Genomic DNA, 20,413 nt, shown 5'->3' with positions numbered 1-20,413 from the left:
TGGAACTGGCGTGTTCGAAATCCTCGAGGACGCGGCGGCCGGGGGAGCCCGGCCGCACTCGGTAAGACCCGCTAATCTACAGGGTTTCCGGGCATTCCGCGACTTTTCAGACGCCACTCCACGCCTGCGGGGCCGGCGTTGACGATCGGGGTGTCGCCGGCGCGGGAGCGGACGCCCCACGAGCCGTGGATGTGGCCGCAGACGACGAGGCGGGGGCGGGTGCGTTCGATGGTCTCGAGGACGGCTGTGCTGCCCATGTGGCGACCCGACGCGTCGGCGTCGGCGTGGCCGAGCGGGGGGGAGTGGGATACGAGCACGGCGCCCTCCGGGCACGGCGCGAGGAGGTCCCGCGCCTCGTCTTCCGTGAAGTCGTAGCTCCAGGAGCCGAACGGGGTCACCGGTACGCCGCCGCCGAGTCCGAAGAAGGGCACGCCGCCGATGTCGACGCCCTCTCCGTGCAGGACGTGAGCCGCCGGCCAGTCGCGGCACGCCGCGGAGAGTTCCTCGGCGGACTCGCCGTTTCCCGGTACGAGGACGGTGGGGGTTTCGATCGCGGCCAGGACCTCGATGATCGTGTCCAGGCCGCGCCGCTTCACCGCGAAGTCGCCCGCCCCGACGACCGCGTCGAAGCCGGCGGCCCGCCCGACGATCGACGCGGCGGCCGCGAGATCGGTATGGAGATCGCTGAACAGCAGCAGACGCATGGCGAGTCGCTCCGTAGGTTGGGGACATGCGTGAACCGAAACTGCTCATCTACGGCGCCACGGGATATACCGGGCGGCTCGCGGTGGCCGAGGCGGTGCGGTCCGGGCTGCGGCCCGTCGCCGCCGGCCGGGACCCGGAGAAGCTCGCCGCGCTGGCGTCGCCCGGGGCCGCGGCGCACGGACTGGAGACGCGCGCCTTCGGACTGGACGACCCGGCCGCGCTTGCCGGCGCGCTGGAGGACGTTTCGGTCGTCCTTCATTGCGCGGGACCGTTCTCGCGCACGGCCCTCCCGATGTACGACGCCTGCCTGAAGACGGGCGCGCACTATCTCGACATCACCGGGGAGGTCGATGTGTTCGAAGCGCTGGCCGCGCGCGGGTCGGAGGCCGCCGCGGCCGGCATCATGGTCCTGCCGGGCGTCGGGTTCGACGTCGTCCCGAGCGACTGCCTGATCGCGGACCTCGCCGCGCGGCACCCGGGCGGGCGCACCCTGCGGCTGGGCCTCGCGGCCCGGAGCGGCGCCTCCCGCGGCACGATGCGCACGGTCGCCCAGGCGATCGGGCAGTTCCGGATCCGGCGCGACGGAGCGATCGCGACCGTGCGGCCCGGCCAACTGCGTCACGCGTTCGAGTTCGGACCCCCGCCGGACGCCGCGCTCGTCGGGGTGCTGGGAGACGTGACGACGGCCTTCCATTCCACGGGAATACCGAACATCGAGACATACCTGCAGGCGACCCGGAGCTTCACGCGCCTCACGCGGATCCTGCGTGGCTTCGGTCCGCTTCTGGCCGCGCGGACGGGACAGGCTCTGCTGAACCGTCTGCTCGACCGCGGGCCGGAGGGGCCGACCGAGTCGGCGCGCCGGACGGCGCACGCGATCCTGGTCGCGGAGATCGAAGACGCGGAGGGGAGGCGGGCGGTGGCGCGCGTGCGGACGCCGGACCCCTACGGCTTCACCGCGACGGTGGCCGTCGCCATCGCGGCACGCGCGCTCGCCGGGGACGTCAAGGCGGGCTATCAGACCCCGGCTTCCGCGTACGGCGCGGACCTGCTGCGGGAGTTCGATGGAGTGACGTGGGAAGTGCTCGGCGATGAGCGGGGCTAGGCCACGGCCCGGTAATCCTCGATCTCCGAAAAACCCAGACCGTCCAGCGCCTCGCGGATCTCGCGGCGCGCGCCGGGCGTTCCCACCGCGAGGAGCATGTACGGGCGGGCGGGCGCGGCGAACGCCGGGAGATCCTCCGGGCGGAGGACGACGGCGCCGTGGATGTTCTGCCCGATCTTGCGCGGGTCCAGGTCCACGAACGCCTCCACCGGGCGGGCGCGCGTCGCGGAGTCGGCCTGTTCGAGCCAGCCGCGCGCGAAGGCCTTGCCGACCTTGCCGGCGCCCCAGATCACGAGCGGACGGCCCGCCGGCACGCGCCCGGCCGCGAGGTGCGCGATCTTAAGACGCCGGAACGCCTCGGGGCTGTAGCGGTCCGACCGCTCCGACAGCCGGTGCGGGCCCAGGCGCCACTCGTGGAGCACCCGCGGCACGTTCGTCATGCGGCAGCCCGCCGCGGACAGCCGCAGGATGAGATCGTAGTCCTCCGGTCCCCCGGCGTCGCGATAGCCGCCGGCCGCCTCGAAGGCGTCGCGCCGCACCATCAGCGTGGGGTGGGCGATCGGACACTCGACGAACAGGTCCCGCTCGACCGCGGCGGCTTCGGTGAGCCCGTTGATCCAGCGCTCGTAGCGGAGGTAGCCCGAGCCGGGCCGGGGGCGCGGGAAGTAGCGGACGCCCGTGCCGCACGCGGCGATATCCGGGCGCCGGGCGAGGAGGCGAAGTTGCGCGGCCAGCCGGTCGGGGCGCGCGATGTCATCGGCGTCCATGCGGGCGAGGAGCGGCGAGCGCGCTTCGCCGGACAGCCGGCACAGCGCCGCAACGATCCCCGAACCGCCGCGATCGACGAGGCGGACGCGGGGGTCCCGGGCCGCCCACGCCCGGAGCATCGGCCCGGTGCCGTCTCTCGAACCGTCATCGAGCGCGAGCACCTCGAAGCGCGGCTCGGACTGGGCGGCGAGGCTCTCGATGCACGCGCCCAGGAAGGGTTCGGCGTCCCGGCACGGCAGAAGGATGGAGACGCGCGGCGCGCCCGCTCCGGTCACGCCGACTCCGCTCCGGCCACGGCCGCATCGAGTCCGAGCCGCTGCGCCCGCGCGCGGAGGAAGGCGCCGGTGAGCGAGGCCTCGGACTCCGCGATCGTGGCGGGCGGGCCCGCCGCCACGATGCGGCCGCCGTCCTCCGCGGCCCCCGGCCCCATGTCGATGACCCAGTCGGCCTCCGCGACCACGTCGAGGTTGTGTTCGACGACGACGACGGCGTGCCCCTCCTTCACGAGTTCGCGCAGCACCGCGACGAGCGTGCCGACTTCCGCCACGCCGAGGCCCACCGTGGGTTCGTCGAGGATGTACAGCCTGCGCCCCGCGCCTCCCCGGCGCGCGAGTTCCCGGGCGATCTTGAGGCGCTGCGCTTCCCCTCCGGAGAGCGTCGTGGCCGGCTGGCCGAGCCGAAGGTATCCCAGACCCACGCGTTGCAGTTGCCACAGCCGGGCTCCGAGACGGTCGTGCCGGATGAAGAAGCGGATCGCCTCGTCCACGGTCATGTCCAGGGCGTCGCGGATCGAGCGCCCGCGGATCCCGATCTCCAGCACCTCCGGACGGTAGCGTGAGCCCCCGCACGCCTCGCAGGGCACGGAGACGTCGGCCAGGAAGACCATCTCCACCGTCTCCTCGCCCGCGCCCTTGCATTGCTCGCAGCGCCCGCCCGGGCGGTTGAAGGAGAAGTACCCCGCCTCGTATCCGCGGGAGCGCGCTTCCGGGAGGGCGGCGTATGCGTTCCTCAGCGCCGTGAAGGCTCCGATGTAGGTCGCGGGATTCGAGCGCGGGGTGCGGCCGATCGGCCGCTGGTCGACGAGCACGACATCCTCCAGGAGTTCCGCGCCTTCGAGCCGGTCCCAGGCGCCGGCGGGCTCGCCCAGATGCGGCTTGGCGGACGACCGGTCCGTGATCTCCCGCTCGAGGGCGTGGTACAGCACCCCCCGGATGAGCGTCGACTTTCCGGAGCCGGAGACGCCGGTGACGAGCGTGAGCGCCCCCAGCGGAATCGCCACATCCACGTCCCGCACGTTGTGCAGGCGGGCGCCGCGCAGGACGAGCCGGGGACCGTCAGGCTGCCGTGCACCGGCCTGCCGTGCGCCTCCCTGCCGTGCACGGCCCTGTCCGGCGGCGGCCGCCCGCTGCGCAAGGGCCTGTCCCGTCCCCGTCTCCGCCGCGAGGAGGTCGTCCCAGCCGCCCTCGAACACGATCTCGCCGCCCTGCTCCCCCGCTCGTGGCCCCAGTTCCACGATGCGGTCGGCCCGTTCCAGCACGGCCGGCTCGTGCTCGACGACGAGGACGGTGTTCCCGCGGCCCGCGAGCCGCTCGAGGACGCCGGTGAAGGCGTCGATGTCGTGCGGGTGAAGGCCGATCGTCGGTTCGTCGAGGACATAGAGCGTGCCCACCAGCCGGCTCCCGAGACAGCTGGCGAGGCGGATCCTCTGCATCTCCCCTCCGGAAAGGGATCGGGCCTGCCGGTCCAGCGTCAGGTACCCGAGCCCGACTTCCGCGAGGAACGAGGTCCGGTGCTCGAGTTCGCGGAGGATCGTCGACGCCACGTGACGCTGAAAGGGGGTGAGGTCGAGGCCTTCCGCGAGCCAGGCGGAGAGCTCCTTCACCGTCCAGCGGGCGGCCTCGGCGATGTGCCGCCCCCCGACACGGACGTTCAGCGCCTTCGGCTTCAGGCGGTAGCCTTCGCAGCCGGAACACCGCTCAGGAAGCTGATACTGGCGCAGAAAGACGCGGATGTACGCCTTGTACCGCTTCTTCTCCTTCGAGCGGAGGAAGGGGATCACGCCCCGGAAGCGCTCCTCGGCGTACGTCCCTCCGTTCAACAGGACGTCGCGGCCCTCCTCGGGAAGCGCCTCCCACGGGAGGGTCGTGTCGAGCCCGGAGGCGGCGGCGAACTGTCTCAGGCGCGAACGCTCGCGCCGGTAGCGGGGCTTCGACCATGGATCGAGGGCTCCCTCTTCCAGTGAACGGCCCGGGTCGGGAACGATGAGTTGGGGGGAGTACTCGAGCACCGCGCCGAATCCCGTGCAGGTGTCGCACGCTCCGGCGGGGCTGTTGAAGCTGAACAACTGCGGAGTGGGCCGCGGAAACGCGGCTCCGCAGGCTCCGCAGCGATGGGCTTCCTCGAAGTCGCGGCGTTCGGGGGTCGAGGCGCCGGGGGGCCAGACGAGCGCGACGGCGGCGCCCCTTCCCTCGGCGAAGGCGGCCGCGAGCGAATCCGCGATCCGTTCCCGGTCCTCCGCCCGGGACCCGACCCGGTCCACGACCACGAGCGCCTCCCGCGCCTGCGTCAACGCGCGCGTGGCGTCCCCTCCTCCCTCTTCTTCTTCTCCTTCTTCTCCCTCCAGATCGATGTCCGGCAGGTAGAGTTCGCGGTCGTCGGCGAGGAGGCGGACGTACCCCCGCGCCCTGAGGTTCTGCACCACCATCGCGCCGTCCGCGCGCGCCTCGGGGGGGACGGGGAAGGCGATGGCGAGCCGCGCGTCGGGACCGGCATCGAGGAGCGCATCGGTGGCCGACGTCACGGTGTCCGGCACGACCACACGCCCGCACTCCGGACACACGGTCGTCCCCACGCGCGCCCAGAGCAGTCTCAGGTAGTCGTAGACCTCCGTGATCGTGCCGACCGTGGAGCGGCTCGACTGCACCCGGTTGCTCTGGTCGATGGCGACGGAGGGGCTCACGCCCTCGACGAGATCGACGGCGGGCTTCGGCATCCGCTCGAGGAACTGCTTGGCGTAGGTGGACAGCGACTCGATGTACCGCCGCTGCCCCTCGGCGTAGATCGTGTCGAAGGCGAGGCTGGATTTCCCCGAGCCGGAAGGCCCCGTGAGGACGGTGAGGGCCCCGCGCTCGATGTCGATGTCGACGCCCTTGAGGTTGTGCTGCCGGGCGCCCCGGACCCGGATCCGCTCGCTCATGGAAGCATGATGGCCGGCGGCGACGGGGCGCGCCAACCTGATTGGACCGGAAGCGGCGACTTCGTACTATGGGGCATGCAAGCGCCGGACGGTCCCCTCCAGGAAGAAGAAGCGCTCGGGAAGGCGTACGACGCCCGTCTCATGAAGCGTCTGCTCGGGTACCTGAGACCGTACCGGGGCAGAGTCGCGCTCGCGGTGCTGATGCTCGTGGCCGCCTCGGGCCTCGCCCTTGTCGGCCCCTGGCTGACCATGGAGGTCATCGACCACGCGATTCCGGACGGCGATTTCGGCGCCATCCGCACCCTTGCGATCATCTTCTTCGTCTCGCTCCTCCTCTCCGGACTGCTGGAATACGCGCGCACGATCCTGACCACGTGGATCGGGCAGAACGTGATGCTCGACCTGCGGCAGGAGATCTTCCGGCACCTGCAGCGCCTGCGGCTCGCGTACTTCGACCGCAACCCGGTCGGACGCCTGATGACGCGGATTACGAGCGACGTCGAGGTCCTGAACGAGATGTTCACCTCCGGGGTCGTAACGATCTTCGGGGACGTGTTCACGGTCGCCTTCATCATGATCGCCATGCTCGTCATGGACTGGCGGCTCGCCCTCGTGACGTTCGCGGTCCTCCCGCTCGTGTTCGTGGCCGCCTGGCTCTTTCGGAAGAAGGTGCGCGAGGCGTACCGCGACATCAGGATCCGGCTCGCGCGCATCAATGCCTTCCTGCAGGAGCGGATCACGGGGGTGCGCGTGGTGCAGCTGTTCCGGCAGGAGCGGGCGGCGACGCGCTGGTTCGGCGAGATCAACGATGACCACCTCGAGGCCCACCTGCGCTCGATCACCTACTACGCGCTCTTCTTTCCCGTCGTCGAGGTGCTCGCGTCCGTCGCGCTCGCGCTGATCATCTGGTACGGAGGCAACCAGGCCCTCCAGGGGACGCTCACGATCGGCGTCATCGCGGCCTTCCTGCAGTACGCGAGACGGTTCTTCCGCCCGATCCAGGACCTGTCCGAGAAGTACAACATCCTGCAGGGAGCGATGGCGAGTTCGGAGCGAATCTTCCGGCTCCTGGACGAGGCGCCGGGGATCGAGGATCCGAAGGACCCGACGGAGCTTCCGGCGCGCGTGAAGGGCCGTATCGAGTTCGAGGACGTGTGGTTCCGGTACCTGTCGCCGGAGGAGGATGCGGCGGGGGTCACGACGCCCGCCCTGGCGCACGCGGCGGCCTGGGAAGGGGCGGAGGGGCGGCTCGACGAGGACGCGCCGGACGACGGCTGGGTGCTGCGCGGCATCAGCTTCACGGCGGAGCCGGGACAGCGGCTCGCGGTCGTCGGAGCGACCGGCGCGGGCAAGACGACGCTGTTCAGCCTTCTCATGCGCTTCTACGAGCCGCAGCGCGGACGCATCACGCTGGATGGGGTCGACATCCGGGACCTCCGGCTCGCCGACCTGCGGAACCGGATGGGCCTCGTGCTGCAGGACGTCTATCTCTTCTCGGGCTCCGCCGCGAACAACATCGCGCTCGACCGGGAGGCGGTGGGGCGGGACGAGATCCGCGAGGCGGCCCGTCAGGTCGGGGTCGACCGTCACCTCGCGCGGCTGCCGAAAAAGTACGACGAACCGCTGAGCGAGCGGGGCGGGAACCTGTCGGTCGGCGAGCGCCAACTGGTTTCCTTCGCCCGCGCCCTCGCGGGGGACCCGCCCATCCTGCTCCTGGACGAGGCGACGAGTTCGGTGGACTCGGAGATCGAGGCGGAGATCCAGGCGGCGCTGGAACGCCTGATGGAGGGGCGGACGAGCCTCGTCATCGCGCACCGGCTTTCCACCATCCAGGGGGCGGATCGCATCCTCGTGCTCCACCACGGACGCATCCGCGAATCCGGCACGCACGACACGCTGCTCGAGAGCGGCGGCCTCTACGCGCAACTCCACCGCCTCCAGTTCCAGAAGCCGACGGCCGCCGCATGAACGCCGCGCTGGACTGGGCGGCGGCGCTGGACCCGCGCCTCGTGCTCCTGGCCCTTCTCGTGGCCCTCAACCTCTGGGCGACGGGCATCACCGCGCTTTCCAGGGCGCCGAGGCGAGAAAAGGTGCTGTGGGTCGCTGTGATCTTCCTCTGCCCCATCGTCGGCAGCGTGCTCTGGTTCGTGTTCGGCCCGAAGCTCTGGGCGGAGAGGCGCTAAGGCCAGAGCGGGCGCAACAGATCCGCCGTGCGGGCGGCGGCGCCGGCGCCCGCCTCGACGAACGCGCGGGCCGCCCGGGCGTGGCGCCGGCGGCGAGGCGGGCGGGCCAGCCCGGCCAGGGTGTCCGCGAGCGCGCCGGCCGGGGAGACGAGCCCGCCGCCGGCCGACGCGAGGGCGCGGGCGTCGGCCCGGTCGTGGCGCGGGCCGAAGACGACGGGCAGCCCGGCCGCGGCGGGCTCGAGCACGTTGTGGAGCCCGGTGCCCCCGAGGCCGCCGCCCACATAGGCCACATCGCCCGCCGCGTACAGTTCGGCGAGCCGGCCGACCTCGTCGAAGACGATGACGGAGACGTCGGGTCCCGCGGCGGCATCGCCGATCTCGCTCCAGCGGATGACGCGTTCCCCGCGGGCCGTGCACGACGCGACGAGGGCGTCGACGTGCGCGGCGGTCGGCTCGTGCGGCGCGATCACGAGCTGCCAGCCCGGGCCGCCGCCCTGTCGCACGGCCGCCGCGGCATCGAGCAGCGCCCGCTCGTCGGCGGGCCACGTCGAGCCGGCAACGAGCCGCGGGGCCACCCCGCCCGCCGCCCCGAGCGCGGCGCGGAAACGGGCGGCCGAGCCGTCGGCGCGCGCGCGGTCCGCCCGCTCGAGCGCCAGGTCGAACGCCGCGTCCCCCGTCACCGTCAGCGCCCCCGGCCGGACGCCGAGCGCCTCGAGTCGCGCCGCGTCCTCCGGGCTCGCGGCGCCGACCGCGTCCAGCCGCGCGTACGACGCGCGGAAGAGCCGGCGGGCGAGGGCGCCGGAGCGGCGGCTCCCGTCGCGGACGGTGCCGTTGATGAGCGCGGCCGGCACTCCGGCGCGCGCGGCCGCCGCCACGAGTCCGGGCCACACGTCCAGCTTCGCGAACACGAGGAGGCCGGGCCGCACGGCGGCGAGCGCGGCATCGCAGTCGCGCGCGCGGTCGAGCGGCGGCGGGCCCGCATGATCCGGATCGAGCCACGCGAGCGCCGCCCTGCCCGACGGCGAGCCGTGCGTGACGAGAAGTTGCGCCCGCCCGCCGGCGCGCGATCCGGACGGTGAACCGCGCAGACCCCGGATGGCCGGTGCCGCACCGAGCAGTTCGCCGGCGGAAGCGCCGTGCAGCCACACGAGCGGCCCGGACTCCCGCCCCCGCCCCCACGCGGCCAGCTCCGCGGCACCGCGCCGCCGTGCCTCCACCGCCCGCGCGATGTCCGGCCGGGCGCGGCGGAGCAGGGGCGCCGCCGCGAGCGCGACACCGGCGGCCGCCTCGGTGAGGCGGGCCCCGGCGTTCACGGCCGCGCCCCGGAGCTTTTCGCCCGCATCCCGTCTCCATATTCTCCCGCGTGCGCTATCTCGGGAACAAAACGAAGCTCGTCCCCTTCCTGCTGGAGACCGTGGAACGGTTCCAGGCGACGCCCGGCGTCGCCTGCGACCCGTTCGCCGGCACCGCCAGTGTATCGGCGGCGCTCAAGGAGAGGGGCTGGCAGGTGCATGCGGGCGACCTGATGGCGTCCTCCTACGCTCTCCAGGTCGCGCGGGTCCAACTCGACGCGCCCCCGCGGTATCCCGCCTCGCTCCTCCCGGCGGCGGCCCGCAACGGGAAGCGGGAGATCGGCTACCGCGCCCTGCTCGAAGGGCTCGCCGACTTCGATGATCCGGACGGTATCGACGGTGTCGGCGATCACCAGGACGGCGAGCGTCCGGCCCGCGGGTTCATCTCCGAGCACTACACGAGCGACGGAACGGCCGGCCGCGAACACGGGCGCATGTACTTCTCCCCCGAGAACGGACGGAAGATCGATCGGGTCCGGACGCGGATCGAGCGGTGGATGCGCGAATCCTCCCACAGCGAGGCCGCGGCGCAACTCCTGATCGCGACGCTCATCGAGGCCGCCGACCGCGTGGCGAACACGACGGGCGTGTACGCCTCCTTCGTGAAGACGATGCAGCCGAACGCCCTGCGCCCACTCGAACTTCGCCCGATCGATCCGACTCCGCGCCGGGAAGGGGCCGGTGCCTGCAGCGCCTTTCGCGGACCCGCCGCCCGCCTCCTGGAATCCGTCGGTCCCGTCGATCTCGTCTATCTCGACCCCCCTTACAACGGCCGGCAATATCCCGCGTATTATCACATCCCCGAACTCCTCGCGCTCGGCTGGGCCGTGCCGCCGGAGATCCGGGGAAAGACGGGACTCATCCCCGACGAGGCGCAGCGCTCGGACTGGTGCCGGAAGCACCGGGCTCCGGACGCGCTGCGGGAGGTGCTGGAGGCCGCGGACGGACGCCACATCCTGTTCAGCTACAACGACGAGGGACACCTGGACCGCGCCGCGATCGAAGCGGCGCTGCGCGAACGCGGCCTGCCCGATACCTATGCGTTCCACCACCGGCCCTACCGCCGCTACCGGAGCGACGCCGACGGCCCGCGGCGGAGCTACCTGCGCGACGACGTGCGTGAGCACCTCCACTACGTGAGGTGCGCGTGAGCGCCGTGCGCCCGGGGCGCGCCCGCCTCCCCGTCTCCCGCGGGCGCGCCGCGCTCCTGCTGCTCCTGCTGTGCGCGGGTGGCTGCTCGCCGGCGTACGTCCTGCGCGCCGGCTGGGAGGAGGCCCGCATCCTCTCGGCGCGCCGTCCCATCCGGGCCGTGATCCACGACACGACCGTGGCCCGCGAGACGCGCGACAAGTTGCGGCTCGTGCTCGACGCGAGAGACTTCGCGGAACGCGACCTGGGCCTGCGCGCGGGGGCGAGCTACGAGTCGTTCACGCAACTCCACCGCGACACGCTGGTCCTGATCGTGCTCGCCGCCCCGGAGTTCGATCTGCGCTGGAAAACGTGGTGGTTCCCCATCGTCGGCCACGTCCCGTACAAGGGATTCTTCGACTTCGACGACGCCCGGGCGGAGGCCGCCGGCCTGGCCGAGGAAGGCTATGACGTGTCGGTCCGGCCCGTCTCCGCTTTTTCGACGCTCGGCTGGTTCCCGGACCCCATCATGTCGACGACGCTGCGCCTCGACAGCCTCGGGCTCGTCGAGACGGTGATCCACGAGATCACGCACAGCACGTACTTCCCCACCGGCCAGGCGGATTTCAACGAGAGCTTCGCGAACTTCGTCGGGTACCGCGGCGCGATCGAGTTCTTCTGCGAGGCGGTGGCGGACGAGAGCGCCTGCGTGCGGGCGCAGTGGAGGTGGGAGGACACGCGCGTATTCGGCCACTTCTTCCATTCCATCCTCGCGCCGCTGGAGGAGGTGTACGCCTCCGCCATGCCGGACGACGAGAAGCGGGCGGCCAAGCGCGAGGTGTTCGAGGCGGCGGCCCAACGCTTCGAGACGGAGTACAAGCCGCGGCTGCACGCGCAGTACGGCTCGCTCGACCCGGACGGTCTCGACAACGCGTGGATGATCTCGCGCCTGCTCTACTACACGAGGCTGGATGACTTCGAGCGCGTGTACGAGTCGCACGGCGCGCTGGTGCCCTCCGTCGAAGCGCTGATGCGGGAGGCCGCGGCCGGCGACCCGTGGGAGGCCCTGACGCGCCTGGTGAGTCCCGCGGACACGGGCCCCGCCGAAACAGGCCCCGGCGAGGCCGACGACTCCGCGACCACGAAAGGTTCGAGATGACGGAACCGTTCCTCTGCGTGCGCTGCGGCCGCGACGACCAGGGCCGGATCGAGCGCCTCCCGTTCCCGAGCGAACTCGGCGAGCGGATCGTGGCCGAAATCTGCGCCGCGTGCTGGGAGGAGTGGAAGCAGCGCCAGATGCTCCTCATCAACCACTACGGGCTCAAGCTCCACGAGGCCACGGCGCGCGAGTTCCTCTACAAGAACCTCCGGATCCACCTCTTCGGCGAGGAGGGCACCGCCGCCCCGATCGACACCGGCGCCGAAGGCTCCGTCGACTGGTAGGCGGGAGGCGGCGGACGCTTCGAGGTCGGGCGCGACGCTGACGCCGCGCCAGGAGACGAGGCCGCGCCAGGAGCCGAAGCCGCGCTAGGAGACGACGAGGTTGAGCATGCGGTCCGGGACGTGGATCACCTTGCGGATCGCGACCCCGTCCAGGCGCCGGATCACGTTCGCCTCGGCGAGCGCCGCCTCGCGAACGACCTCCTCGGGGGCGCCACGCGCCACGCGGATCGTCGCCCGCAGCCGGCCGTTCACCTGCACCGGGAGTTCGACCTCGTCGACCACGAGCTTGCTCTCGTCCCAGGCCGGCCACTCGGCGTGATCGAAGATGCTCGAGGCGCCGCCGAGGCGGGCCCACAACTCCTCGGCGATGTGGGGCGCGACCGGCGCGATCATGATCACGAGCGGCCGCACCTCGTCGACCGTGGCCGTGCGCCCGCCGGCGCGCAACGTGTTCAGGTAGTCCATCGCGGCGGCGATCGCCGTGTTGTAGCTCAGCGCTTCGAGGTCCTCGGAGATCTGCCGGATCGTCGTGTGCAGCGCCCGCTCCACCCCGACGTCTTCGAACCCGGTGCGCCCCGACTCCGCCGCGGCCGTCACGCTGTCCCACACCTTCTTCAGGAAGCGCTCGGGGCCGGCCAGACCGCTGTCGCGGAAATCCCCGCCCCGCTGGAAGGGGCCCAGGAACATCAGGTACATGCGGAACGTGTCCGCGCCGAACCGTGCGATGTACTGGTCCGGGAGGATCACGTTGCCGCGCGACTTCGAGATCTTGGCGCCGTCCCGGATGAGGAGGCCGTGTTTGCGGAAGCGGTCGTACGGCTCCTCGAACTCGACGTGCCCGAGGTCGTGCAGCACCATCGTGAGGAAGCGGGAGTAGAGGAGGTGGAGGACGGAGTGTTCCTCGCCTCCGATGTAGCTGCTGACGGGTAGCCACGCCTGCGTCCGCTCGGGGTCGAACGGGCGGTCGTCGAACTCGGTCGAGGGGTAGCGCAGGAAGTACCAGCCCGAGTCGAGGAAGGTGTCGGAGACGTCGGTCTCGCGCCGGGCCTCGGCGCCGCACGCGGGACACGCCGCCGCGTGGAACGCTCCGTCGCGCGCGAGCGGACTCACGCCCGTCGCCGTGGGGCGGAAGTCCTCCACGTACGGGAGGACGACGGGGAGGTCCTCCTCCGGCACCGCCTGCGCACCGCAGTCGTCGCAGTAGATGATGGGGATCGGCGGCCCCCAGTACCGCTGCCGGGAGATGCACCAGTCGTGCAGCCGGTAGTTGACCTCCGCCGCCGCGAGCCCGCGCTCCGCCAGCCACTCGGTGATCGCCCGCCCGCCCGCGTCCGCCTCCATGCCGCTGAAGCGCCCGGAGTTCACGAGGATCTCATCGGCGGTGTGCTCGACGAAGGCGGCTTCCGGCCCGGCTCCCCCGACGTCCGCGGGATCCGCACCCTCCGGGAGCGCCGCGCGGGAGCACACGACCTGCACGATGGACAACCCGAACTGGCGCGCGAAGTCGAAGTCCCGCTGATCGTGTCCCGGCACGGCCATGATCGCGCCGGTGCCGTAGTCCATGAGGACGTAGTCGGCGACCCAAACGGGGATGTCCTCCCCTGTCGCGGGGTTCCGCGCGTACCCGCCCGTGAACACGCCGGTCTTGTCGCGCTCGTCCGTCTTCTGCCGTTCCACGAGGTCGACGGCCGCGGCCGCGCGCACGTAGGCCTCCACCTCGGCGCGCCGCTCGTCCGTCGTGAGCCGCTCGACGAGGGGATGCTCCGGCGCCAGCACCATGAAGGTCGCGCCGAAGAGGGTGTCGGGACGGGTGGTGAACACCTCGATCCGATCCGGCTGACCGGCGCCCTCGCCGGCCGCGGCGCCCGAGAGCGGGAAGTGCAGCCGCGCGCCTTCGGAGCGGCCGATCCAGTTACGCTGCGCCGTCTTCGTCGTCTCCGACCAGTCGATCCAGTCCAGGTTGTCGAGCAGGCGCTGCGCGTAGTCCGTGATCCGGAAGAACCACTGGCTCAGCATCCGCTGTTCGACCGCGGCGTCGCACCGTTCGCACAGGCCGGCGATCACCTGTTCGTTCGCGAGCACGGTCTGGCACTGCGGGCACCAGTTGACCGCGGCCTCCTTCTTCTCCGCGAGGCCCGCCTTGAAGAGCTGGATGAAGATCCACTGCGTCCACTTGTAGTAGCGGGGATCCGTCGTATCGACCGTGCGCGACCAGTCCGTCATGAGCCCCGCCGCCCTCAGCATCCGCTCGAAGTTGCGGATGTTCGAGGGGATCAACTCCATCGGGTGCGTGTCGACCTTGAGCGCGTGGTTCTCCGAGTGGATGCCGAACGCGTCGTATCCGATGGGCTCGAAGACGTCATCGCCCCGCAGGCGTCGGAAGCGCCCGTAGATATCGGCCCCCGTGAAGGCGTACAGGTTCCCGACATGGAGCCCCTCGGCCGACGGGTAGGGGTACATCATGAGGTTGAAGAACGGACGCTCCGCGGCGTCGAGGTCGGGCTCGTTCGTCCCGTTCTCCTCCCACCAGGCCTGCCATCGGGATTCGATGGCGATCGGGTCGTACATGGGTCGCGGGTCCGCTCCGTCTACGGGATCACGCCGGGGAGATGCAGGAGACGGCGGCACCCTGCGGAGGCCGCCGTCCGGCCGCACAAGATGGGGCCGGACCGGCGGCCGAACAACTTGGGGCTACTCTTCCCGGCCGGGACCCGGGACCATGTGGTCGAGGCTGAACTTCCCGTTGCCCGTCGTCCACAGGAAGAGGAAGATGGCGCAGTACAGGATGGCCAGCTCTCCGCCGTTCACGATCGGCCAGAACTCCATGTCGCGGGCGAAGAAGTGGCGCCACCAGTAGACCACGGCGAAGTGCCCCGTGAGGATGAAGGCGACCCACCGCGTCCGGACCCCGAGAATGATGAGGATCGGCAGGAAGAACTCGATGAGTCCCGCGATGCCGCGCGGCCACGCGATCCAGGACTCGACGGCGGTCGCGCCGAACATGCCGAGGAGCTTCTGGGCTCCGTGCTGCCACAGCATGAGGCCGGCGGTGACCCGGAGCACGGCGTGGGTGGTTTCCTTCGAGACGGGTGCATTCATGACGCCTCCCATTAAGGGGGGCCCCGGCGTCCGCGCCGCTTGCAGGCCCGGAAGTACCGCCGTAGCCTTGCGACCCATGATGCCGGTTGATTCTCCGCGCGCACAAGACGGGGAGCTCGAGGGCGAGATCCCCGTTCGCATTCCGCTCGCCCTTCTTCTGACCCTCAGAGACCTCGACACGCCCGAAGATCCGCGGGAACTCGAGGAAGTGGACCTCTCTCTGAACCTGCGCCGCCGACTCGGGCTGTCGAGCGTCGTGCTCAAGCAGATTCGCCGTTACGAGGAGGATGGCGGGGACGTGCGCGCCGCCGAGGTGGCGAGCCTGTTCGAACTCGTCGCGCGGCGGGTCGATGCTCCGGAGATCTTCGCCTCCACGGGACGCCGGATCACGCGTGAGGCCTTCGGCCCCGGAGGGCGCGTGATGCTGCGCTTCGGGTGGCGGCTGATCCCCCCCGGTCTCCGGCGGATCCTCGCCTGGGGGCGAGCGAAGAAGATCGCCCGCCGCCTCAGTCCCTCCTCGGAGATCCGGATGGCGAAGGGGTTGAACGGGCTCGTGATCCGGCGCGGCCTCCCCCTGCTGGCCACAGCGGCCAAGGACGGACGCGGCTGCGAGATCCTGTCCGGGATCATCGACGAGTCGTTCCGGACGTATCGGGCAGCCGAGAGCGACGTCTCACACCCACGGTGCGAAACTCTGGGGGAGGATCACTGCCTGTGGGTGGTCGACGCGACCACGGACTAGCCGTGCGGTTCGACGTGCACGGTCACGTCGGCGAATCCGATCTGGGCCGCGACCCGCCGTTCCACCTCATCGGCGATTTCGTGAGCGCTGACCACCGTTTCCTCGGGTGCGACGCGGATCGTGAGTTCGGCGAAGCGCCCGACGGATTTGCCGCGCGAGCGCACCCCGGTAACGGCACGCACGCCGGGCACCCGGCCCGCCACGTCTTCGATCTCCCGCGGATCGACGGCCCGCTCGTCGACGAGGACGGGGATCGTCTCGCGGAGGATCTGGTAGCCGGAGCGGGCCACGACGAGCGCCACGGCGAGGGCGAGCCATGCATCGGCCGGGGCCCAGCCGGTCCAGTCGGTGATCGCAAGCCCGACCAGCACTCCCGCCGTAACCAGGACGTCGGAGGCCGTGTGCCGGGCGTCCGCGGCGAGGATGTCGCTCGACAACTTCCGGCTCGCCCTCGCTTCGCCCAGCGCAACGGCCGTGTTCACGACGAGGGCCGCGCCGAGCACGGCCAGCATCTCCGGCTGGATGTCGGGCGGTGCACCGCCCCGAACGAGGCGGTCGAGCGCGCTCTGCACGAGTTCGAAGCAGGTGACCGAGAGGAATGCCGCCACGGCAAGCGCCGCGAGCGTCTCGAACTTGCCGTGTCCGTAGGGATGTTCGGCGTCCGGCGGGGCGGCCGCGAGGCGCATCGCGACGAGACCTACGACGTTGTTGATCGCATCGACGCCCGAGTGGGCCGCGTCGCCCAGCACGGCGATCGACCCCGAGCGCAGCCCCACGATCAACTTCGCCGCGATCACCGCCACGTTCGCGAGCAGCACCCACAGGAGTATGCGGCGCACCCGGCCGTGACGGTCCGCCGGTAGATTCACCGCTTCGGACTCATCGCTGGAAGCGACGCCCCCGGCTGAAGTCCGGTTTCGACGAGTACCGCTCGGGCTCCTCCCGCTCGTCCTCTTCCTCTTCGACTTCCGCGTCCCGCATTACCGCGTCGAAACGGCTGGAACGGGCGCGCTGCCGCCCGCCCAGCAACCAGCGCCAGGGCGACTCGCGCGGCGCCCTTCCCGTCGGCGCGTACTTGTCGTAGAGCCCCGGAGAGCCGAGTCCCACCCAGATGCCGAAGGCGAGGGCGAGGAGCGCGCCCAGGGATCCGGCGATGATCAGGATGAGGGTCAGCGTGTCTTCGGTCATGAAACTCCGTGCTTCGTCGCGCCGCGGCGCCGGGTGCTTGCCTGCGCCGCCAGGCGTCGTCTACTGTCACGCCACGCGGCCCCCGGCCGGCACACTAGATGGTGCCCCCGGCGGCTCCGTGACAAGCGCGCCCGTCCGTTTCTCCCCTCCCATTCGAGCGATTCCATGACTGAACAGCACCGGGAAATCGACGTCCTGCTGGACGAACAGAGGACTTTCGAACCGTCGGCGGACTTCGTCGCGGCCGCCCACGTGGGCGACCGCGGCCCGTACGACGAGGCGGGCCGGGACCGCGAGGCGTACTGGGAGGCGTGGGCGCGCCGGCTCGACTGGTTCACGCCCTGGGACACCGTGCTGGAGTGGGATCCTCCGTTCTCGAAGTGGTTCGTCGGCGGCACGCTCAACGCCGCATACAACTGTCTCGACCGCCACCTCGAGGCGCGCGGCTCGAAGACCGCGCTGATCTGGGAGGGCGAGCCGGGAGACGTGCGGCGCTACACGTACCGCGAGTTGCACGAGGAGGTGTGCCGCTTCGCGAGCGCGCTCAGGGGGCTCGGCGTCGGGAAGGGCGACCGGGTCGCGATCTATCTGCCCATGGTTCCGGAAGCCGCCATCGCCATGCTCGCCTGCGCGCGCATCGGCGCCCCGCATTCCGTCGTCTTCGGAGGCTTCTCGCCCCAGTCCCTTCGCGACCGGATCGAGGACGCCCACGCCACGTGCGTGATCACGGCGGACGGGGGATATCGCCGCGGCGGAATCATCCCTCTCAAGGCGAGCACGGACGCGGCCATCGAAGGTCTCGACTACGTGAAGAGCGTCGTCGTCGTCCGCCGCTCCGCCGTGACCGACCCCGAGACCGCGCCCCACGGAGGCCGGGTGGACACGCCGTCGTGCGACATGACCGAGGGCCGGGACCATTGGTACCACGAGTTGATTGCCGCGGCGGACGCGGACTGCCCCGCCGAGCCGATGGATTCGGAGGATCTGCTCTACATCCTCTACACCTCCGGGACGACGGGGAAGCCGAAGGGCGTGATGCACACGACCGGCGGCTACATGACACACGTGACCGCAACCTCGAAGTGGGTGTTCGACCTCCGGGAGGACGACATCTACTGGTGCACGGCGGACGTGGGGTGGGTGACGGGCCACTCCTACATCGTCTACGGCCCGCTCTCGAACGGGGCGACGGTGGTGATGTACGAGGGGTCGCCAGACTGGCCCGACCGGGGCCGCTTCTGGGATCTGTGCGAGCGCTGGGCGGTGACGGTGTTCTACACGGCGCCGACGGCGATCCGCGCCTTCATGAGGTGGGGGGACGACTGGCCGGCGGGCTACGACCTCTCGAAGCTGCGGCTGCTCGGGACGGTGGGCGAACCCATCAACCCGGAGGCATGGGTGTGGTACGACCGCCACATCGGGGGCGGCCGCTGCCCGATCGTGGACACGTGGTGGCAGACGGAGACGGGCGGAATCATGATCACGCCGCTCCCGGGGGCGATCACCACGAAGCCGGGGACGGCGACGGTTCCCTTTCCCGGCATCGAGGCGGCGATCCTCGACGAGGAGGGGAACCCGGCGGAGTCCGGCTACCTGGCGATCACGTCGCCGTGGCCGGGGATGCTGCGGGGGGTGTGGGGCGACGAGGAGCGCTACCGCGAGACGTACTGGTCGAAGTGGCCCGACATCTACTTCCCGGGCGATGGGGCGCGGGTCGACGAGGACGGCTACTACTGGATCATGGGCCGCGTGGACGACGTGCTGAACGTGGCCGGCCACCGGATCGGGACCATGGAGGTGGAGTCCGCGCTCGTCGACCACGAGGCCGTGGCGGAGGCCGCGGTCGTGGGGCGTTCGGATGAGATCAAGGGACAGGCGGTGGCCGCGTTCGTGAGCGTGGTGGAGGGGACGGAGACCTCCGAGGCGCTGCGCCAGGAACTGCGGGGGCACGTGGCGGCGCAGATCGGCGCGATCGCGCGGCCGGCCGACCTCATCTTCGCCGCCGAACTGCCGAAGACGCGGAGCGGGAAGATCATGCGGCGCCTGCTGCGCGACGTGGCGGAGGGACGGGCGCTGGGCGATACGACGACGCTCGCCGACCCCGCCGTGGTGCGAAGCCTGCAACAGAAATTCGCCGACAGCGAGGGCTAGCCGAGAGGACCGACCGACGCCAGCGCCCGCTCGCATCCGCCGACGCCTGTGACCCCGCCTTCGCCGGACACCGGTGCGCGGAGAGCGGGGCAGCTCGCGCTGCTCGCGCTGGTCGATCTGCTCGCGATGAGCCTCTGGTTCTCGGCCAGCGCGGTCGTGCCGGAACTGCGCGAGGCGTGGGGGCTGGATGACGCCGGGGCGGCCTGGCTCACGACCTCCGTGCAACTCGGCTTCGCGACGGGCGCCGTCGTCTCGGCGCTGCTCACGCTCTCCGACGTGTGGGACCCGCGCCGGCTCATCGCCGGGTCGGCCCTTCTCGGCGCGGCCGCCACGGCCGCGATCGCCCTCTTCGCGGACGGACTCGCCCTCGCCGTCGTCCTCCGGTTCGTGACGGGGGTCGCGCTGGCGGGCGTCTATCCGCCCGGGATGAAGATGGTCGCCGGGTGGTTCCGCGCCGGGCGCGGGATGGCGATCGGGATCCTCATCGGTGCCCTCGCCGTCGGGAGCGCGATGCCCCACCTGCTCCGGCCGCTCGGAGGGATCGGGGCCTGGCGGCCGGTGCTCCTGCTCGCCTCGGGCCTCGCGGTCGTGGCGGCGGTGCTCGCCGCGACCGGGCTCCGGGCAGGCCCGCACCAGGCGCCGGCCGCGCCCTTCGACCCCCGCGCCGTGCGGCGCATGTTCGCCGACCGGGCGACGATGCTCGCCAACGGCGGCTATTTCGGGCACATGTGGGAACTCTTCGCGATGTGGACGTGGATCCCGGCCTTCCTGGCGGCGAGCTTCGCGGCGGACGCGAGCGCGGACACGACCCCCTCGCTCGCCTCGTACCTGGCTTTCGGCACGATCGCCGCCGGAGGACTGGGCGCCGCCGCGGCCGGCGTGCTCGCGGACCGCGTGGGGCGCACGGCCGTGACGAGTTGGAGCATGGTGGTGAGCGGCGCCTGCTGCCTGGTCATCGGGCCCCTGTTCGGCGGTCCCGTTTGGCCGGTCGCCGCGGTCTGTCTCGTGTGGGGGTTCGCGATCGTCGCCGATTCCGCGCAGTTCTCCGCCTGCGTGAGCGAACTCGCCGAACCCGAGTACGTCGGCACCGCGCTCACGCTGCAGACGGCGATCGGCTTCCTGCTCACCGTCGCCACCATCCGCCTCGTCCCGGTGTGGGAGGCCGCGCTGGGCTGGGAGTGGGCCTTCGCTCCCCTCGTCGTCGGTCCGGCCCTCGGCACGTGGAGCATGCTTGCCCTCCGCCGCCGCCCCGAAGCGACTCGCATCGCCGGCGGCCGCCGGTAGCGTCGGGATAGCCGTAGAAGCGAGCTGTTCGGGCCCTTGCGTGGTTGTGGCGGTCGGGCGCGGGGTCTA

General features: G+C 71.4%; 17 protein-coding genes. 9 read left to right on the top strand and 8 right to left on the bottom strand.

The window, feature by feature from the left end:
• Window positions 1-71: 71 nt before the first annotated feature.
• Entirely contained in the window at window positions 72-704 is a 633-nt protein-coding gene (locus ACOGI9_RS00680; protein ID WP_419857998.1) for a metallophosphoesterase family protein, read from the bottom strand.
• Between the two features lie 26 nt (window positions 705-730).
• Here ACOGI9_RS00680 and ACOGI9_RS00675 point away from each other — a divergent pair, with 26 nt between their 5' ends.
• Window positions 731-1,810: a saccharopine dehydrogenase family protein gene (locus tag ACOGI9_RS00675; protein ID WP_419857997.1), complete on the top strand. Its 1,080-nt coding sequence runs from the start codon at window positions 731-733 to the stop codon at window positions 1,808-1,810.
• Here ACOGI9_RS00675 and ACOGI9_RS00670 read toward each other — a convergent pair.
• On the bottom strand, window positions 1,807-2,853 hold the full coding sequence (locus ACOGI9_RS00670; RefSeq protein WP_419857996.1) for a glycosyltransferase: 1,047 nt from the start codon (window positions 2,851-2,853) through the stop codon (window positions 1,807-1,809). The genes ACOGI9_RS00675 and ACOGI9_RS00670 overlap by 4 nt on opposite strands.
• Window positions 2,850-5,774 (bottom strand): excinuclease ABC subunit UvrA, encoded by a 2,925-nt coding sequence (gene uvrA / locus ACOGI9_RS00665; protein ID WP_419857995.1) that lies wholly within the window; start codon window positions 5,772-5,774, stop codon window positions 2,850-2,852. The genes ACOGI9_RS00670 and uvrA overlap by 4 nt, the downstream gene beginning before the upstream one ends.
• Before the next feature lie 75 nt (window positions 5,775-5,849).
• Here uvrA and ACOGI9_RS00660 point away from each other — a divergent pair, with 75 nt between their 5' ends.
• A complete protein-coding gene (locus ACOGI9_RS00660; protein WP_419857994.1) occupies window positions 5,850-7,742 on the top strand; it encodes an ABC transporter ATP-binding protein in 1,893 nt (630 codons plus the stop codon).
• Complete coding sequence (locus ACOGI9_RS00655; RefSeq protein ID WP_419857993.1) at window positions 7,739-7,957, top strand: PLD nuclease N-terminal domain-containing protein; 219 nt, start codon at window positions 7,739-7,741, stop codon at window positions 7,955-7,957. Before ACOGI9_RS00660 ends, ACOGI9_RS00655 begins: the two co-directional genes overlap by 4 nt.
• Here ACOGI9_RS00655 and ACOGI9_RS00650 read toward each other — a convergent pair.
• Complete coding sequence (locus ACOGI9_RS00650) at window positions 7,954-9,270, bottom strand: 3-deoxy-D-manno-octulosonic acid transferase (RefSeq protein ID WP_419857992.1); 1,317 nt, start codon at window positions 9,268-9,270, stop codon at window positions 7,954-7,956. The two genes, ACOGI9_RS00655 and ACOGI9_RS00650, sit on opposite strands and share 4 nt — an antisense overlap.
• Window positions 9,271-9,320: 50 nt before the next feature.
• Here ACOGI9_RS00650 and ACOGI9_RS00645 point away from each other — a divergent pair, with 50 nt between their 5' ends.
• From ACOGI9_RS00645 to ACOGI9_RS00635, 3 genes are read left to right on the top strand one after another with little or no spacing between them, the layout of a single operon-like run.
• Window positions 9,321-10,460, top strand: coding sequence for a DNA adenine methylase (locus ACOGI9_RS00645; RefSeq protein WP_419857991.1), 1,140 nt, complete (start codon window positions 9,321-9,323; stop codon window positions 10,458-10,460).
• Window positions 10,457-11,596 (top strand): aminopeptidase, encoded by a 1,140-nt coding sequence (locus ACOGI9_RS00640; protein WP_419857990.1) that lies wholly within the window; start codon window positions 10,457-10,459, stop codon window positions 11,594-11,596. Before ACOGI9_RS00645 ends, ACOGI9_RS00640 begins: the two co-directional genes overlap by 4 nt.
• Window positions 11,593-11,880, top strand: coding sequence for a Fe(2+)-trafficking protein (locus ACOGI9_RS00635; protein WP_419857989.1), 288 nt, complete (start codon window positions 11,593-11,595; stop codon window positions 11,878-11,880). Before ACOGI9_RS00640 ends, ACOGI9_RS00635 begins: the two co-directional genes overlap by 4 nt.
• Window positions 11,881-11,964: 84 nt before the next feature.
• Here ACOGI9_RS00635 and leuS read toward each other — a convergent pair whose 3' ends face one another.
• Complete coding sequence (gene leuS, locus ACOGI9_RS00630) at window positions 11,965-14,448, bottom strand: leucine--tRNA ligase (RefSeq protein WP_419857988.1); 2,484 nt, start codon at window positions 14,446-14,448, stop codon at window positions 11,965-11,967.
• Window positions 14,449-14,571: 123 nt separating this feature from the next.
• Window positions 14,572-14,979 (bottom strand): DoxX family protein, encoded by a 408-nt coding sequence (locus tag ACOGI9_RS00625; RefSeq protein WP_419857987.1) that lies wholly within the window; start codon window positions 14,977-14,979, stop codon window positions 14,572-14,574.
• Between the two features lie 76 nt (window positions 14,980-15,055).
• On the opposite strand from ACOGI9_RS00625, the gene ACOGI9_RS00620 reads away from it, so the two are divergent.
• Window positions 15,056-15,721, top strand: coding sequence for a hypothetical protein (locus ACOGI9_RS00620; protein ID WP_419857986.1), 666 nt, complete (start codon window positions 15,056-15,058; stop codon window positions 15,719-15,721).
• Here the strand turns inward: ACOGI9_RS00620 and ACOGI9_RS00615 are convergent.
• Together ACOGI9_RS00615 and ACOGI9_RS00610 are read right to left on the bottom strand one after the other, a co-directional pair.
• On the bottom strand, window positions 15,718-16,590 hold the full coding sequence (locus ACOGI9_RS00615; protein WP_419857985.1) for a cation diffusion facilitator family transporter: 873 nt from the start codon (window positions 16,588-16,590) through the stop codon (window positions 15,718-15,720). The genes ACOGI9_RS00620 and ACOGI9_RS00615 overlap by 4 nt on opposite strands.
• Window positions 16,591-16,600: 10 nt before the next feature.
• A complete protein-coding gene (locus ACOGI9_RS00610; protein ID WP_419857984.1) occupies window positions 16,601-16,909 on the bottom strand; it encodes a hypothetical protein in 309 nt (102 codons plus the stop codon).
• 165 nt (window positions 16,910-17,074) lie between these two features.
• Between ACOGI9_RS00610 and acs the strand changes: the two genes are divergently transcribed.
• Window positions 17,075-19,060 (top strand): acetate--CoA ligase, encoded by a 1,986-nt coding sequence (gene acs, locus ACOGI9_RS00605; RefSeq protein WP_419857983.1) that lies wholly within the window; start codon window positions 17,075-17,077, stop codon window positions 19,058-19,060.
• A 126-nt stretch (window positions 19,061-19,186) separates the two neighbouring features.
• Window positions 19,187-20,344, top strand: coding sequence for an MFS transporter (locus ACOGI9_RS00600; protein ID WP_419859305.1), 1,158 nt, complete (start codon window positions 19,187-19,189; stop codon window positions 20,342-20,344).
• Window positions 20,345-20,413: the final 69 nt, after the last annotated feature.

Origin of the sequence: Candidatus Palauibacter irciniicola, assembly GCF_965208695.1 — a bacterium.
GTDB lineage: Bacteria > Gemmatimonadota > Gemmatimonadetes > Palauibacterales > Palauibacteraceae > Palauibacter > Palauibacter irciniicola.
Note: the sequence above shows the minus strand (reverse complement) of the source record. Positions and strands in the feature narration are given on the sequence as shown.

Bases quoted from the DNA above. Each gene is read 5' to 3' on its own strand.
- ACOGI9_RS00680 (WP_419857998.1), bottom strand. From the start codon at position 704: ATGCGTCTGCTGCTGTTCAGCGATCTCCATACCGATCTCGCGGCCGCC.
- ACOGI9_RS00600 (WP_419859305.1), top strand. From the start codon at position 19,187: ATGAGCCTCTGGTTCTCGGCCAGCGCGGTCGTGCCGGAACTGCGCGAG.
- ACOGI9_RS00675 (WP_419857997.1), top strand. From the start codon at position 731: ATGCGTGAACCGAAACTGCTCATCTACGGCGCCACGGGATATACCGGG.
- uvrA (WP_419857995.1), bottom strand. From the start codon at position 5,774: ATGAGCGAGCGGATCCGGGTCCGGGGCGCCCGGCAGCACAACCTCAAG.
- ACOGI9_RS00655 (WP_419857993.1), top strand. From the start codon at position 7,739: ATGAACGCCGCGCTGGACTGGGCGGCGGCGCTGGACCCGCGCCTCGTG.
- ACOGI9_RS00660 (WP_419857994.1), top strand. From the start codon at position 5,850: ATGCAAGCGCCGGACGGTCCCCTCCAGGAAGAAGAAGCGCTCGGGAAG.
- leuS (WP_419857988.1), bottom strand. From the start codon at position 14,448: ATGTACGACCCGATCGCCATCGAATCCCGATGGCAGGCCTGGTGGGAG.
- ACOGI9_RS00625 (WP_419857987.1), bottom strand. From the start codon at position 14,979: ATGAATGCACCCGTCTCGAAGGAAACCACCCACGCCGTGCTCCGGGTC.
- ACOGI9_RS00620 (WP_419857986.1), top strand. From the start codon at position 15,056: ATGATGCCGGTTGATTCTCCGCGCGCACAAGACGGGGAGCTCGAGGGC.
- ACOGI9_RS00610 (WP_419857984.1), bottom strand. From the start codon at position 16,909: ATGACCGAAGACACGCTGACCCTCATCCTGATCATCGCCGGATCCCTG.
- ACOGI9_RS00635 (WP_419857989.1), top strand. From the start codon at position 11,593: ATGACGGAACCGTTCCTCTGCGTGCGCTGCGGCCGCGACGACCAGGGC.
- acs (WP_419857983.1), top strand. From the start codon at position 17,075: ATGACTGAACAGCACCGGGAAATCGACGTCCTGCTGGACGAACAGAGG.